This is a genomic window from Vibrio sp. Vb0598 (assembly GCF_033338935.1).
In the GTDB taxonomy this organism is placed as follows: Bacteria; Pseudomonadota; Gammaproteobacteria; order Enterobacterales; family Vibrionaceae; genus Vibrio; species Vibrio alginolyticus.
This window is the reverse complement of record NZ_JAWOTP010000022.1, coordinates 20,398-35,902: the sequence shown is the minus strand read 5'-3', so window position 1 is coordinate 35,902 and position 15,505 is coordinate 20,398. Positions and strand designations below refer to the sequence as shown.

The 15,505-nt window shown below is 41.1% G+C and carries 12 protein-coding genes; 7 read left to right on the top strand and 5 right to left on the bottom strand.

Annotated features, from left to right (window positions below; translation table 11 throughout):
* Positions 1-112: 112 nt before the first annotated feature.
* Both R7Q38_RS18925 and R7Q38_RS18920 read right to left on the bottom strand, forming a co-directional pair.
* Entirely contained in the window at positions 113-3,253 is a 3,141-nt protein-coding gene (locus R7Q38_RS18925; RefSeq protein WP_005377311.1) for an efflux RND transporter permease subunit, read from the bottom strand.
* A gap of 12 nt (positions 3,254-3,265) precedes the next feature.
* Complete coding sequence (locus R7Q38_RS18920; RefSeq protein WP_005377315.1) at positions 3,266-4,435, bottom strand: efflux RND transporter periplasmic adaptor subunit; 1,170 nt, start codon at positions 4,433-4,435, stop codon at positions 3,266-3,268.
* Positions 4,436-4,813: 378 nt separating this feature from the next.
* Here R7Q38_RS18920 and R7Q38_RS18915 point away from each other — a divergent pair, with 378 nt between their 5' ends.
* Both R7Q38_RS18915 and R7Q38_RS18910 read left to right on the top strand, forming a co-directional pair.
* A complete protein-coding gene (locus R7Q38_RS18915) occupies positions 4,814-5,737 on the top strand; it encodes a LysR family transcriptional regulator (protein ID WP_005377321.1) in 924 nt (307 codons plus the stop codon).
* A gap of 140 nt (positions 5,738-5,877) precedes the next feature.
* Positions 5,878-6,852: a porin gene (locus R7Q38_RS18910; protein WP_213987446.1), complete on the top strand. Its 975-nt coding sequence runs from the start codon at positions 5,878-5,880 to the stop codon at positions 6,850-6,852.
* A gap of 611 nt (positions 6,853-7,463) precedes the next feature.
* Here R7Q38_RS18910 and R7Q38_RS18905 read toward each other — a convergent pair.
* The gene (locus R7Q38_RS18905; RefSeq protein ID WP_104979228.1) at positions 7,464-7,808 is read right to left on the bottom strand and encodes a DUF3316 domain-containing protein; all 345 of its coding nucleotides are present in this window, start codon (positions 7,806-7,808) and stop codon (positions 7,464-7,466) included.
* 461 nt (positions 7,809-8,269) lie between these two features.
* Here R7Q38_RS18905 and R7Q38_RS18900 point away from each other — a divergent pair, with 461 nt between their 5' ends.
* The 4 genes from R7Q38_RS18900 to R7Q38_RS18885 all read left to right on the top strand — a co-directional run bounded on the left by R7Q38_RS18900 (position 8,270) and on the right by R7Q38_RS18885 (position 12,069).
* A complete protein-coding gene (locus R7Q38_RS18900; RefSeq protein ID WP_005377324.1) occupies positions 8,270-9,058 on the top strand; it encodes a transporter substrate-binding domain-containing protein in 789 nt (262 codons plus the stop codon).
* 135 nt (positions 9,059-9,193) lie between these two features.
* Positions 9,194-10,141 (top strand): amino acid ABC transporter permease, encoded by a 948-nt coding sequence (locus R7Q38_RS18895; RefSeq protein ID WP_005377325.1) that lies wholly within the window; start codon positions 9,194-9,196, stop codon positions 10,139-10,141.
* Between the two features lie 14 nt (positions 10,142-10,155).
* A complete protein-coding gene (locus R7Q38_RS18890) occupies positions 10,156-10,890 on the top strand; it encodes an amino acid ABC transporter ATP-binding protein (protein ID WP_239939290.1) in 735 nt (244 codons plus the stop codon).
* Positions 10,891-11,166: 276 nt separating this feature from the next.
* Entirely contained in the window at positions 11,167-12,069 is a 903-nt protein-coding gene (locus tag R7Q38_RS18885) for a homocysteine S-methyltransferase family protein (RefSeq protein WP_239939291.1), read from the top strand.
* 147 nt (positions 12,070-12,216) lie between these two features.
* Here the strand turns inward: R7Q38_RS18885 and R7Q38_RS18880 are convergent, their stop codons facing one another.
* On the bottom strand, positions 12,217-13,209 hold the full coding sequence (locus tag R7Q38_RS18880; RefSeq protein WP_239939292.1) for a zinc-binding dehydrogenase: 993 nt from the start codon (positions 13,207-13,209) through the stop codon (positions 12,217-12,219).
* Positions 13,210-13,556: 347 nt separating this feature from the next.
* Between R7Q38_RS18880 and R7Q38_RS18875 the strand changes: the two genes are divergently transcribed.
* Complete coding sequence (locus tag R7Q38_RS18875) at positions 13,557-14,630, top strand: permease (RefSeq protein WP_275667463.1); 1,074 nt, start codon at positions 13,557-13,559, stop codon at positions 14,628-14,630.
* A 97-nt stretch (positions 14,631-14,727) separates the two neighbouring features.
* Here R7Q38_RS18875 and R7Q38_RS18870 read toward each other — a convergent pair whose 3' ends face one another.
* Positions 14,728-15,489, bottom strand: a complete 762-nt coding sequence (locus R7Q38_RS18870) for a transporter substrate-binding domain-containing protein (protein WP_017635959.1) — start codon at positions 15,487-15,489, stop codon at positions 14,728-14,730.
* Between the last annotated feature and the right edge of the window lie 16 nt (positions 15,490-15,505).

Genomic DNA, 15,505 nt, shown 5'->3' with positions numbered 1-15,505 from the left:
TTTCATGTATAACTACTGCTCTGTCTAGAAATTATTAATATACTTAATAACCAAAAGAAAAGGGAGCAATAGCTCCCTTTAGTATGAATTTAAATGAGTATTTATATTATGGTTATAGTGTTTGACGTTTTTTGTTTCGACTCACTAACATGTAAAAAACAGGTGTGAGTAGTAATCCAAATACCGTTACGCCTACCATACCCGAGAATACGGCAATACCCATTGCTTGTCGCATTTCCGCTCCGGCCCCTGTACCAATCATTAATGGAATAACACCAGCGGTAAATGCAATTGATGTCATTAGAATCGGTCGAAGACGTAAACGACATGCTTCCAAAATCGCTGATAAGGTATCTTGGCCATTGTCTTTAAGTTCTTTAGCGAACTCCACCATCAAGATGGCATTTTTACACGCTAGAGCCACAAGGACAATCAAAGCAATTTGTGTGAATATATTGTTGTCACCACCAATGAACCAAACACCTGCTAGTGCAGAAAAAATGGTCATAGGAACGATCAAAATGATAGCGAATGGCAGTTTTAAACTCTCGTACTGCGAAGCTAGCACCATGAAAACTAACAAGACAACAAGTGGGAATATATACACCATCGTGTTACCAGCCAAAATCTGCTGGTAGGTTACATCAGTCCATTCATAAACCATTCCCTCTGCTAGGTTTTGATCCAGTACTTCCTCAATAGCCGTTTGGGCTTGATCTGAACTGTAACCAAAAGCAGGACTGCCGTTTAGTTCTGCACTAGGGTAGCCGTTATAGTGCATCACGCGGTCAGGCCCAATCGTGGGTATGATCTCCAGTACAGCGCCGAGAGGAACCATTTGTCCGGCAGCATTTCTTACTTTGTAGTTAAGTATTTGGTCAGGTTCGAGACGATAGTTCATGTCTGCCTGGGCATTCACTTTGTATGTTCTACCAAACATATTGAAGTCATTGACGTATAATGATCCTAAATAAACTTGAAGCGCATCAAAAACCTGCTCTAGAGGAACACCTTGCAGCATCGCTTGTTCACGATCTATTTGGATGTCCATCTGCGGCACTTGTATGCGAAATGTAGAATATAATCCCATCAGCTCGGGTCTTGTTGATGCCTCACTTATTACCAAGTTCAATTGCTTGAATAGCTCATCAAACCCCTTGTTCGCACGGTCTTCGATTTGAAGCTTAAAGCCGCCAGTTGAGCCAAGTCCTTGGATTGGTGGTGGTGGAAAAATCGCAACGAAGGCTTCATCAATGATTGAAAAGCTCTTATTCAAAGATGCAACAATCGCATTTGCTCCGAGAGTTGGATCATTTCGTTTATCGAAGTCCTCAAGCGTAACAAAAACGATGCCACTATTCGGACTGTTAGTAAAACCATTGACCGATAAGCCTGGGAAAGAAATGGTTTGTGCTACGCCAGGTGTTGCCAGCGCGAGGTTTTCCATTTCTTTAATAACGGACTCTGTTCTATCTAAACTTGCTGCATCTGGAAGTTGGGCGATCGCAACTAAATACTGCTTATCTTGTTGAGGAATGAATCCTCCAGGAACCGCTTTGAATAGAGAAACCGTTCCCCCGAGTAACGCAATGTATACCACCACAACAACAAGGCTAAAACGAATCAGCTTCTTGACCAGAGCTTGATATTGGTTCGAGCTATACTCAAAAATTCTATTGAATGGCGCAAAAACATACTTACCAAAAACCGCATCCAAGAGTTTGGTTAGCCGATCGGGTTTTGCGTTCTTATCTTGTAATAGCAGTGCTGATAAAGCAGGCGATAACGTCAACGAGTTAATTGCTGAAATAATCGTCGAGATCGTAATTGTTAGTGCGAACTGCTTATAAAACTGACCGGATAATCCCGTAATAAAGGTCGTCGGGATGAACACCGCACATAACACTAAAGCAATTGCAATAATTGGCCCGGTAACTTCGGTCATTGCTTGTTTCGTTGCTTCTAGTGGTGCAAGACCATTATGGATGTTCCGTTCCACGTTTTCGACGACGACAATGGCGTCATCGACAACGATGCCTATGGCGAGAACAAGTCCAAACAACGAAAGCGTGTTAATCGATACTCCGAGCATTTGCATTACGGCGAACGTACCGATTAATGAAACAGGCACCGCAATGATAGGGATGATAGACGCGCGCCATGTTTGCAAAAACAAAATGACTACAACAACAACTAGTACAATTGCCTCTAGCAGAGTATGAACCACTGCGTCTATCGATCCACGAACAAAGACGGTCGGGTCGTAGGCTATTTCATATGAAACTCCAGCTGGAAAGGCTGCTTGTAAACGGTCCATGGTTGAACGAACCTGATTAGATAGCTCAATAGCATTAGCACCAGGGCGCTGGAATACGGGCATCGCCACCGCTGGTTTACCATTTAACAAGGCGCGCAGTGCATAAGAGTTTTGACCTAGCTCTACGCGTGCAACGTCTTTAAGACGTGTCAAAGCCCCTGTTTCGTCAACTTTTACTACAATGTCGTTGAATTCATCAATATTCTCCAAACGGCCCTTTACGTTCAACAAAACTTGGAATTGGTTTTCATTAGCGGCTGGTTGCGCACCTAATGAGCCTGCTGCCACCTGTTGGTTTTGAGATCGGACGGCTGAGACAACGTCCATTACGGTTAGATTTCTAGAAGCGAGCTCATCTGGATTTAACCACAAGCGCATTGAGTACTCGTCACCACCGAAAAGGCGCACATCACCAACGCCTCCGAGCCGAGCTATCTCATCTTTCAAGTTTAAATTAGCGTAGTTAGCTAAATAACTGACTTCACGGCTAGAATCTGGAGAATATATATGCACAACCATGGTGAGATCAGGAGAGGCTTTTTCGGCAACAACTCCTAACCGTTGGACGGCTTCTGGTAATCGGGGCAAAGCTGTAGTGACGCGGTTTTGAATTTGAACCTGAGCTTTGTCCAAGTCCGTACCCAAAGCAAAGGTTACGGTCAATGTCATTCTACCGTCACTGGTTGCTTGCGAAAACATATATAACATGTTTTCTGTACCATTAATTTCTTGCTCCAGAGGCGTAGCAACTGTTTCTGCGATTACTTTTGGGTTCGCACCAGGATAGTTTGCTGTAACTACTACTGTAGGAGGGACAACCTCTGGATATTCACTCACAGGCAACTGTAAAAGTGAAATTGCGCCTACTATTAATATCAATAGCGATAACATAGAGGCAAATATGGGTCTTTGAATAAAAAAGTGTGCAAATTTCATTCGGTTGTCTTCTTAGTCTTGAGCTAAACGTTTGTTTGGCAACGATGTTGAGTTTGAAGCCATAATCAATGAAGTATTGCTAATATCTAGCGTGACATTTTTTGGTTTGACTTTGCTATTTGGGCCAACTTTTGCTGGGCCATTTACCGCAATAATTGAGTCGGCGTTCAAGCCATTCTCGATAGCACGAAATGTTCCGTAACGTTCGCCTAAGGTTACGATGCTGTATTGCAACGTATTCTCTTCATTGAGTGTTAATACAAAGCGGTTTTCTAGATCTGTGCCAATAGAACGCTCTGGAACGAGAACTCGTTCAACTGGTTTGGTTGTTGATATCTGAACTCGGCCAAACGATCCCACTTTTAAGTTTGATTTTGTTGCATCGAATACCGCTCGAACCTGCAAAGTACCGGTGTTTTCGTTGATGGAGTTGTCGACAAAGTCAACGCGTCCAAAAAACACCTGCCCATTTTGTCCAGATAGTTCAAGACGAGTAGGTAAGTTAGAGTCGGCATTGATTGTCGAGAAGTAACGGTTCCAAGTTCGCTCATCGACATCAAAGTATGCATATACCTGATCGTTAGAGACAATGTTTGATATAACGCTTTGATTTGCGTTTACATTGTTTCCTTTAGTAATGAATGCTCTTGAAATAGTGCCGCTAATAGGGGCATATATCTTCGTAAACTCAAGATCTAACTTTGCGGATTCTAACTGAGCACGCAAGGCCATTAGTTCTGCAGAGCGTTGTTTTACTGCGGTATCTCGGGCCTCTGCTTGTTCCGCTGAGATGGCCTTTCGCTTAACAAGTTGAGCGGCTCTCTTTTGTTCGTTTGCTGCTTGCTCTAGCGCAGCTCGAGCACTCTTAACTTGCGCTTCAAGTCGTGAGACCTGAGCTTTGAAGGTTCGATCATCAAGAGTGACGAGTAAGTCGCCTTTGTTGACACTCTGTCCGTCTTTGAACTCTACCGTTTCAATAACTCCGGAAACGCGTGGCATTAAAGAAACTTTCTCTGGGGCTTGAAGCCTTGTTGTAAAGGTGAACCACGATTGAACGGGCTCATAGATGACTTTGGAGACGTCTATCGTAGGTAAGGGAGTATTAGGTTGTTTGGTTATCTCTTCGTCTGCACAAGCAGCTAAAACGGATAAAAGGCCAATGCCGAAAACTTTCTTTAACATTTGTCGCGCCCTAAATGATTCTGTTCATACTAAAAGGAACGGCATTGTATTCATTGTACCTATGGGTAAATAGGCCCTCAGCGAACATAGAGTAGTGATAAAAATGCACGATTAAATATTGGTCAAAATGCTCATTTTTTGGTTTGAAAAAGGTCAGTTTAGGGTTTTAAAGACGTGGAGTATTGTTAAATGTAATAAGCCATAATAGATAGGAATAACTAAACAGAAGCTAAAGATAGCGACGAAAATTAAAGCGTTTTTAATTCGTGCATTATTTGCAATTCACTGATGCAATTTGAACCATAAAAAATTGAAATTAATTTTGTAAAATCCATTTCCCATCACATAAAGAATAAAAACTAAATAAGGAATTGTGCAGTGGATCTCGCAAGCCAACTTGAATTACTACTGGATGTCTCTGAATACGGAACTTTTGCTAAGGCTGCTGACAGAAATCATATAGATCGTTCAGCTTTGTCAAAACAGATCAAAAAGCTAGAGGATGAATTGGGCTTACGGCTGTTAAACCGTTCCACGCGTTCGCTATCCCTGACCAATGCAGGTGTTGAGATGGTGGCGCAAGCCAAGAAAGTAAGAGAGGTTCTAACCGAAACTCGTAGTATTGCTGCTACATTTCAGGATGAACCGAAGGGTAACTTGAAAATATCAAGCTCCACTTTCTTTGGCAGAGCATACTTAAATCAGGCAGTTAAAGAGTTTATAAAACAGTACCCAAACATTACTGTAGAGCTGCTGCTCGATGATAATCGAGTCGATGTTATCCACGAAGGTTTTGACGTTGTGTTTCGTATCGGACCAATCCGAGAGTCCAACATGATAGTACGTAAGTTGGCAAGCAATAATATGGCACTGGTTGCATCAAAGAGTTTTATTGACAAGTATGGAACTCCGAGCTCTCCAGAAGAGCTTATAAAAATGCCAGCAGTAATATACTCTAATGCTAACTTTAAGGCGGATAAGCTACGTATAGCGCCAAGCCAGTCATCAAGCGACGTTAGAACGTATAATATCAACGGGCAGTACTTCGTGAATGAAACTGAGTTAATGCTCGATGCCGTAAAATCTGATCTAGGGTATGCTTTAATAGGGCAGTTCTTTCTTCAGGAGAGTTTGAGTAAACAAGATCTTGTACAGTTGCTTCCTGATTATAATCTTCCCGCAATAGGGGAAATATATGCAATGTATACTCACCGAAATCAACAACCATTAGCCAAACTGTTCATTGATACTGTTCAAAAAATAATAGGAACGCCTCCTGTTTGGATGGATTATCTCAACTAGTATGAGTACTAGGAAATAATGTTTTAGATTGAGGGCTTGTTTATATTTATCCATAGAATATGGTTGAATTTGCACTTTAAAAATAATTGCCACTGTTCATAATTTCACTCGATTCAAACAACACAAGTAGTGGTAATTAAATGAAAATGACAAGAACGTCGATCGCAATCGCTGCACTTTTTTCTGCAAGTGCTGCAAATTCAGCCATAGTTTATGAAGATCAAGAATCAGTATTAAATATTCATGGCCGAGCGCAAGGGATGTATTATTTCTCTGATGATAAAAATGCTGACGGAGATAATAGCTACATTCGTGTAGGACTTTCAGGTGAGTCTAAAATAAATGAAGATCTTTATGCCTTCGGCTTATATGAGTTGGAATTTAAGTCTAATCGCAGAGATGCTGATGGGATTGAAGATGATGAATTTGATATCCGAAAAGGCTATGTAGGAATTGGTGCAGATTACGGAACAGTAAGTTATGGACGTCAATACGGTGCGGTCACTTTAGTATCTGATTACACGGATATTTTCCCGGAGTTTGGTAATGAAGCTGCTGGCGTAAGTGCGGATCTATATGGTACCGGTCGCTCCGATTCAGTATTTAAGCTAACGACAAGCTATGAAGGTTTGAATATTCATGTTAGCTATCAGGCTGAAAACGATGAAGTGTCAACAGATGCAGCCTCTTATGGTGCGGCGGCGGACTACAAGTTGCCATATGGCTTCAAAGTTGCGCTTGGTTACAACGAAGGTGAAGGGCAATCGGGTGCAGAAGATGCAGAGCTGCTAACGGGTGCTATTGCATTTGAATACGACAAGTTTTATGCCTCTGTTTTATACAGTGATGGTGAAAACTGGGCTAAAGATGGTTCTGAAAGTAATATTGATTACACCGGTATTGAAGCAGTTGCCACTTATGAAGTAACAGATAAGCTTTGGGCACTAGTTGGCTATAACAATCTAGAGCGTGATGATGAAGATGTCGTCGATTACTACTCACTAGGTGCAGAGTACGATTTGACTTCTAATTTTAAAGCACTAGCAGAATACAGAATTACAGATGTAGACAATGAAGACGATATTCTTGCAATAGCTGCGAGATATTCATTCTAAAAAATTAATAAAGCTAAAAAGCCTGAAACTATTTTCAGGCTTTTTTATTTATCGGTGTAATTTCATAAGTGCTGATTTTCATCCATATATAATGGATTATATTGATCGTTACTTGTTTAAGTGTTTTGAATATAATGGTTTTGTTAGCTAGTCCACTGCTAGTTTTCATTTTCATATTTTTTGAATGATGTATTTTTTCTTTGGCAACAAGAAGTGTCTTGTTGCCTTTTTTTATTTTCACGCTTTATGGTTAATTAAAACGAAAAGAGTAGTTTTATATATTGCTATAAACGAGAAAAATGTAACGACAATTGTCGATCTTAGATTTAGTTAATCTTCATAGAAAATTAAACTCAATTTCAAGTGTCTTTTTCATTTAAGTGATGTGGAATCCATATGGCGAACCAAGCGAATGATAAAGCGCCAAACGACGAAATGTATCTCAATGAAGATTGGAAAAATGATTTTTATGTAAAACGATAGAGGTAGGGATTGATACTGTTTACGTAAGGAGAGAGCGATTTATGAAAAGCAGTCGTTTCAATGTGATTAGACACCTTTACTTTCTTAAAATAGGAAGGGCTCTAAGAAAGTAAAGGTGCAGATGATTTTTAGTTTTTACCGCCGTCACTTGTTCTGAAGTGATAATTGAAGTTTATGATTGCACGATATTTAACTTCATCACGGTTAAGTGCGTATTCTTCAACTCTCACCTTACTATCATCGATTGCAATATCACGAGGGAAACCGCTTCCAATGATGTTTAGACGATTTCTAAGTTCATGTTTTGATAGCGTTTGGTATTCATCGACAAGATCAAACGCAGAGCTATAAGCGGCATCTTTTGTCGTAAAGTCATTGAGAACAACTTTGTTTGTAGAGTGTTCGACATGAATACCAGCAGTAGCAGATAAACTGAATAATAATAGTGATGAGAGCGTCATTAGTTTTTTCATATAGTCACCTTTTTATTTGTATTACAAAGTCAAGATGTCCAACGAATCCTTGTTAATATCTCTCGACAAAGGTGATAGTGCCACTATAGAAATGTGCTGTACATCACATTTGTGACCATTGACTATGGAAGAATTGTCAACAATAAAACTCAAGCACTTTTGACATTACGGTCAATGTGGAAAAGCGAATATCTGTATGGTTTCGTTAATAATTAAACCACTCTCGGAAACGCTGACTATTCAGTCAAAGCGTATGTTTCTTGTCGTTATAGTGACCTGCCTACAGCTCAATCACTTAATGCATGCAATTCAATTGCAATGGCTTGGTATAGATTTTCATTCAGATCTTCCGTCTTAGTGACGATTCTACAAATTCTAGTGATTAAAAAGTCATTATTTGTGGTTTTTTATTCTATTGTCGTGTATAAAAAAACTTTACAACAAATGATAAAGGAATATCCATGAAAAAGTTATTGTGTTTTGCTGCACTGGGGTTAGCTGTTTCGACGACGGTTAATGCAGACCCAATTTTAGACGACATCAAAAGTACAGGGGAGCTAAAAGTCTGTTTTGATTCTGGGTATATGCCTTTTGAAATGACAGCAAAAAATGGGCAGTACATCGGGTTTGATATCGATTTGGGTAAGCAAATGGCGCGTGCCATGGATGTTAAGTTTGTGCCGGTAAACACTTCATGGGATGGTATTATCCCAACACTGTTGACTGGTAAGTGTCACATGATTATGGGCGGGATGACTATCACACCTATGCGAAATACTCAGGTGAATTTCGCTGATCCCTATGTGGTTATTGGTCAATCCATTCTCGTAGATCTCAAACATGAAGGTAAAGTGTCTAGTTACCGCGATCTCAATAGTCCAGAATATGTTGTTGCAACTAAGCTTGGGACAACGGGTGAGCAAGCGGTAAAACGATACCTTCCGAAAGCTAAGATAAATCTATACGAAACTCAGTCTGAAGCGGTACTTGAGGTTGCCAACGGAAAGGTAGATGCGTTTGTTTATGACTTTCCTTACAACTCTATTTATGTGGCGGAAAACAAAGGGCAGTTAATGCACTTGGCTAAACCGTTTACTTACGAGCCTTTGGGTTGGGCTGTGCCGCAAGGAAATCCAGATACGCTTAACTTCTTAAACAACTATTTACGTCAAATTAAGGGCGATGGAACTTACGATCGCATTTACGATAAGTGGTTTAACGACGATAAATGGTTAAAGCAAGTTAAGTAATCATTTTGTTATTGTAGAGGAGCGGCTAGCTTCTGGCTCGGCTCATCGCCAACCAAACGGTTCGCGCTGTGAAGCTAACGCTTTTCTTTATTCAAATACCCAACCAACTTTAATCAAAGTCATTCTCGGAATCACATGCAAAATAACTTTAAATCCCTATTGTGGAACGCTGTTTTTGTTCTTGTTTTGCTATCAATTTGCGGTCTTGTCTATCTGTCAGGTAAGCGAATCGATTACAGCTGGAATTGGGAGCGTGTCCTTCCTTATATTGCCACTAACGCTGCTTCATCCATTACCGCGCCTGTCGATGGGAACATCATTCTCGACGAGAATAACCAACTGGCTCTGGAGAGTATTCATGGTGATATTGTTCTTGAACTAAGCCAATATAAGTCTGTGGACGTCTATGAAGGTGATCTTATTTTTGAAGGAGATACCTTAGCAACTATAAAAGAGTGGCGCTCTGGCCCAATTTTAGATGGTGTTGTGACGACCATTAAAATCTCACTCTGGTCACTTATCATTGCTCTAGCGTTGGGCTTAGTTGTCGGACTAATGCGTATATCCAGCAATCCGGCATTAAAAAAGCTGGCGCTTGTGTATGTCGAGGTCATTCGTGGAACGCCTCTTTTAGTACAGATTTTTATCGTTTACTTCTTTATTGGTACTGTGCTTGACCTTGAGCGTTTTACTGCGGGAGTGATAGCGCTCTCCGTGTTTACCGCCGCTTACGTCGCAGAAATTGTGCGGTCAGGAATCCAGTCAATCCCAAGAGGACAAATGGAAGCGGCGCGTTCACTAGGAATGAATTATCCCAAAGCGATGATTTATGTCATTTTACCTCAAGCGTTTAAGCAGACATTACCTCCCTTAGCCGGGCAGTTTATCAACCTGATAAAAGATTCCTCACTTGTCTCCGTGATTTCGATTACTGATCTGACAAAAGCGGGCAGGGAAGTCGTAAGTGGTAGTTTTGCCCCATTTGAAGTTTGGTTTACCGTTGCGGCCCTTTATTTGCTTCTAACTAGTACCTTATCTTGGGCAATACAAACGTTAGAAAAGAAATTGGCAGCAAGTGATTAATGGTGGAGTCATTAATGGAATACATTATTTCAGCAAAAACAATTAATAAAATTTACCCTAATGGCTGCCATGCGCTCAAGGACGTATCGGTAAATGTAGAAAAAGGGGAAGTGATTGTCATCGTAGGACCGTCAGGTTCTGGTAAGTCAACATTCTTACGGACGATCAATCAATTAGAGACAATAAATAGTGGGTCTATAATCGTAGATGGTATCGATATGTACCACAAATCTACGGATATCAATAAACTACGCGCTGATGTGGGCATGGTATTTCAAGGCTTCAACCTTTTTCCACATAAAACGGCGATAGAGAACGTCATGTTAGCACCTTTAAAGGTTTCTAAACGTGACCCTGAATCGGTGAAGAAAGAAGCAAAAGATTTGCTTTATAAAGTCGGTCTGTCGGAGAGAATGGATAATTATCCTAATCATTTATCAGGCGGACAGCAGCAGCGCGTCGCAATCGCTCGTGCGTTAGCAATGAAGCCCAACATTATGTTGTTTGATGAACCCACATCAGCACTAGACCCTGAAATGGTTGGAGAAGTTCTTGATGTGATGAAAGATTTGGCCAAGGACGGAATGACGATGGTCGTGGTTACTCATGAAATGGGTTTCGCAAAAGAGGTCGCTGATAGGGTGTTGTTTATGGAAGATGGTGAGCTTTTGGTTTCTGACTCTCCTGAGCGATTTTTTGATAACCCCTCCAATTCTAGATTGCAGAAGTTTTTATCTAAGGTCTTATAATAAAAAGAAAATTTGATTGAGGGTGAGTCCCTCAATCACTTCATGCACTATTGTGGCTCGTAACGCCCGCCTCGCCGAGAGACATAGATAATGGGCTTTTTACTCGAAGTTAATGGCGATAACATTATCTTGGTCCGAATGAAAGGTCTGGTAAATACTAGAGTGTTTAATCAGCCATTAAGTCTTTGTTCACTTTAAACATAACAATTTCATTTTGAATTGATAAAAATTGTGTTTGAATAGAGCTTATGGATGTTTGGCGGTATGGATGTCTAAATGAAGAAAGTAACAATTTTAGATGGTGGCATGGGGCGAGAGTTGAAACGTATTGGCGCCCCTTTTTCTCAGCCGCTTTGGAGTGCACAAGCGCTAATTGAATCACCACAACATGTAAAAATGGCCCATGAGAATTTCATAGACGCTGGCGCTGAGATTATCACTGTTAACAGTTATGCATGTGTTCCATTTCACTTAGGAGAGGAACTCTATGCGAAGCGAGGGATTGAGTTAGCAAAATCTGCAGCCAAAATTGCCAGAGATGTAGTCACCAGCTCTAACGATAGAGTGCTCGTTGCGGGGTCTCTTCCTCCTGTCATGGGGTCTTACAGGCCTGAATTATTCGAGCCGAAAAGGGCACTGGAAGTGGCTTCTGAGTTATTTGAAGCTCAAGATCAATATGTTGATATTTGGTTAGCTGAGACCGTGTCTAGCCTTGCTGAAGTTGAAGTTCTATCAATAATTTTAGCCAAAACAGATAAGCCCAATTATCTTGCTTTCACCTTAATGGATGAGCCTAACTCTTTGCCTCGCCTTCGCTCAGGGGAATCTCTTAAAGTCGCGGTTAATACGCTGTTGAAAACAAATGTTTTAGGTATCTTTTTCAATTGCTCTATTCCTGAAGTTGTCGAGCAAGCGATCATAGATACACAAGCAGTATTGAGTGAGTCAGGTAGAGAATTGACGATAGGTGTTTTCGCAAATAGCTTTGCTCCGATAAAGCAAGCGCACCAAGCCAACGAGACCATTCAGGAAGGTCGTCATTTCTCTCCGACTGAATATCTTGAGTATGCTAAAAAGTGGCATGCGCAGGGAGCAAGCATTATTGGTGGTTGCTGTGGGATTGAACCACGTCATATTAAATTGCTAGCGACTTGGAGAGACACTCTCGAAAACGCCTAATTTTGGTGAAGCGCAGGGAAGTATGGCAAGAGATTTTGTTTTTCATTCATCGTTATAGACAAAATAAAGGTCTTTCATATCTGGCAAAGTAACAAGATGCTTTAACTTGCTCATTACTTTGCCAGTGTGCCTCGAGATTTTTATTAATTATTTTTGGTTCAGATTAACGACAATCTTTCCAACTGTTCTCTGATTTCGCATGTCCAAGAGTGCGTTACCTACATCCTCTAAGCCGATGATCTTCAGTTTCGGTACTTCCAATTCTCCATTTTCTAATAGCTCAGACACTTCCTTTCCGGCATTAACGATACTTGCAAACCCTCTCTCGCCAAAGACATGACCAGAGCCCAAACTTATTTGGTGGAAGCTCAAGCCTTTTAAGAAGGCATCTGGATATTGAGAAGGGTCGACAGTCTTGACGAGCTCCACCATTTCTCCCTCAAAGGTTAACACCGAGGCTGCAATTCGGTCGTTATCACCGCCTACACAATCGAGTGCAACCTCAACGCCATGATTTCCGGTAATGTCCATTACTCGTTGAACTACATCTTCATGATGATAATCAATCGTATGGGTTGCTCCTAACGAGGACAAATATGCGTGATTAGCTTCTGAACTAGTAGCAATGATCTGTTCAACACCAAATGTCTTTGCTAACTGAATAGCAAAGCTTCCAACGCCGCCAGCACCTCCGGCGATAAAAATGCTGCTTCGATTTGAAATATCGAGCTTGTCTACCAAAGCGCGATATGCGGTCCAGGCTGCGCAAGGTGTAGATGCTGCTACTTCAACCGGAACCTGAGGGTGCTTTATAAGCGTTCTTGAATCATGGATAGCAAATTCAGCGAATCCTCCGTGATGGCGTCTCATGTTTCCGTGATACAACACTTTATCGCCAACCTTCCAATCAACGACCGCATCGCCTACAGAGACTATTTCTCCTGATACGTCTAACCCGCCAACAAAATTGTTATCCATGTTAGTGACCATGTCTGACCAATAATGAATTTTTGCATCGACAGGGTTCAAACCAACAGCGTTAACTTTAACCAATACATCAAATTGGGTTTCTAGTTTTGGTGTAGGTAATTCGGATAAAGAGAAAGTATCGTTATCTCGTTGGTAAGTTATCGCTCTCATAGGTTTTCCTTATTATTAAGAATGGTCGAAAGTCATACTAACTCAGAGGGTGATGCTGAAATAATTATGGTTTTTTCTTATTTTGATAATTTTAGGTTATGTTTGATAAAAAGGATTCGAGATGCTCTGAAATTATCATCGACAACCAGTCTGCATAGCTAACGACATGTAACTTTATGATAAGTATTGACTAGTTTTATTATTCCATTTTTATGGAAATATTTTGTTGATCTTTTGTTTTGTGATTCTATAATTCCAGAAATATCGAAATAAAGGCTTGTCTATCAGGTAAGCTTGTTAGCGAAAAAATGACGAGGAGAGTAAATGTGAATACAGAAATTATAACTATGGCTAAAGAAGCGCTGGATATGTTTGCGTTTCTAGCAACCGAACTTATCATCTTATTTCTGGCAATTAGCTACATTGTCGGTGTGTTGCAAGATTTTCTAACGCCAGAAAAAATTCAATCTATTCTCAGCTCGAAAAAGGGGAAAGGTTACTTCATTGCTGCGTTGCTAGGTTCGATTACGCCTTTCTGTTCGTGTTCGACCATTCCTTTCTTAAAAGGCTTGTTGCGTGCAAGAGCAGGTTTTGGACCTATGATGGTGTTCCTATTTGCAAGTCCGTTGCTTAACCCAGTGATTATTGGCTTGTTTGTGGTGACTTTTGGTTGGAAAGTTGCGGTATTTTACTTTGCTATTGCGATGTCAGTATCAGTGGTAGCAGGCTATGTACTTGAAAAACTAGGGTTTGAACGTTACGTCAAACCAGAAGCATATCAAGCGGTAGGTTCTTCTTCGTGCGGTACTTCTTGTGGCGATTCAAGCAAGAAAAAAGAAGAAGCGAGACCAGCATCAAGCTGTGATACCAGCGCCTGCAATGAACCTACGCCAGTTGCGGCGAAAACATCTTGTTGTGGTGATGTACCAAAACCTGAACCTAAAGTGGAAGTATCTTGCTGTCCATCAGACGGTAGTGCAACAGCGACAGTCGTGGAAGAGAAAGAGCCTAGCCGCTGGGTACGTATTTGGCAATCAACTTGGAAAGACTTTAAGCAAGTGTTCCCTTATCTCATGATGGGCATTGCGATTGGTTCATTTATCTATGGCTTCATCCCGACGGAGTTCATTGCGGAGTTCGCTGGTGAAGCGAAGTGGTACGCGATTCCGGTCGCAGCAATCATTGGTATTCCATTGTACATCCGTGCAGAGGCGGTCATTCCACTTAGCGCGGCACTAGTACAAAAAGGTATGGCTCTTGGGTCTGTTATGGCGCTTATTATTGGTAGTGCTGGCGCAAGTCTTACAGAAGTGATTTTGTTGAAATCAATTTTTAAGAACCAAATGATCTCCGCCTTCCTAATCGTTATCTTAACGATGGCCATGGGAGCGGGTTACTTATATACCTGGGCTTTTCTATAAAAATAACCCTCGGGCGACTGCTCGAGGGCTCTGTTTTTGTCGCCATATAGGGAAAGGGAAGTTTCCTATACCGCGCAGGCTATAAAAAATAGCGAGGTTACTCGTAAATACTATAGGAGAAATATTTGCTGGCGATGGTTTTATGCTTACCGCTCTGGATCAATTTTTGTATTCCGCTATCGAGTAATGCTTTTAATTCTTTGTCTTGTTTTCTCACTGCTACGCCAATGCCACGGCCGAACCACTTTTCCTCTGTAAACGCTGGTCCAGTAAAGTGATAGCCTTCACCTTGTGCAGTTTCAAGAAAACCAGCACTTAAACCGATTGAGCCGCCAAATACAGCATCTAACCGTCCATTGAGTAGATCGGTAAATGCCTCATCGAACGTACCATAACGACGAATATCAATATCTGGATACAAGGCAGAAAGGTACTTATCACCAATTGTGGCTCTTTGAACTCCAATAGATAAACGATTTAGGCTGCCGTCCTCCATGTTGATTTCTCTATCATTTTTCATTACAAAACGAGTCGGTACTTTTGCGTAAGGGACGGTGAAATCGACTTTCTTTTCTCGTTCTTCTGTGATTGTCATTGCAGCAATAATCGCATCGTTCTTGCGACTAAGAAGAGAAGGGATGATGCCATCCCAATCCATTTTTGAGATAACGCACTTTACTTCTAACTCTTTGCATAACGCGTTAGCGAGGTCGACTTCAAACCCTTCTAGCTTTCCCTCTTTTGTCGTCCAGCTAAATGGAGGGTAAGCCCCTTCAACAGTGAAGCGAATTTGTTTCCACTCTTTCGCATGGCTGAAAACTGAAAATAAGCTAATAAACAATACGACTATCCATTTCATAAACGTTTCCTTGTAA

What these genes read in the sequence shown, in the direction of transcription:
- R7Q38_RS18925 (WP_005377311.1), bottom strand. Translation starts at nt 3,253, where the DNA reads ATGAAATTTGCACACTTTTTTATTCAAAGACCCATATTTGCCTCTATG.
- R7Q38_RS18920 (WP_005377315.1), bottom strand. Translation starts at nt 4,435, where the DNA reads ATGTTAAAGAAAGTTTTCGGCATTGGCCTTTTATCCGTTTTAGCTGCT.
- R7Q38_RS18910 (WP_213987446.1), top strand. Translation starts at nt 5,878, where the DNA reads ATGAAAATGACAAGAACGTCGATCGCAATCGCTGCACTTTTTTCTGCA.
- R7Q38_RS18905 (WP_104979228.1), bottom strand. Translation starts at nt 7,808, where the DNA reads ATGAAAAAACTAATGACGCTCTCATCACTATTATTATTCAGTTTATCT.
- R7Q38_RS18900 (WP_005377324.1), top strand. Translation starts at nt 8,270, where the DNA reads ATGAAAAAGTTATTGTGTTTTGCTGCACTGGGGTTAGCTGTTTCGACG.
- R7Q38_RS18895 (WP_005377325.1), top strand. Translation starts at nt 9,194, where the DNA reads ATGCAAAATAACTTTAAATCCCTATTGTGGAACGCTGTTTTTGTTCTT.
- R7Q38_RS18890 (WP_239939290.1), top strand. Translation starts at nt 10,156, where the DNA reads ATGGAATACATTATTTCAGCAAAAACAATTAATAAAATTTACCCTAAT.
- R7Q38_RS18885 (WP_239939291.1), top strand. Translation starts at nt 11,167, where the DNA reads ATGAAGAAAGTAACAATTTTAGATGGTGGCATGGGGCGAGAGTTGAAA.
- R7Q38_RS18880 (WP_239939292.1), bottom strand. Translation starts at nt 13,209, where the DNA reads ATGAGAGCGATAACTTACCAACGAGATAACGATACTTTCTCTTTATCC.
- R7Q38_RS18875 (WP_275667463.1), top strand. Translation starts at nt 13,557, where the DNA reads ATGGCTAAAGAAGCGCTGGATATGTTTGCGTTTCTAGCAACCGAACTT.
- R7Q38_RS18870 (WP_017635959.1), bottom strand. Translation starts at nt 15,489, where the DNA reads ATGAAATGGATAGTCGTATTGTTTATTAGCTTATTTTCAGTTTTCAGC.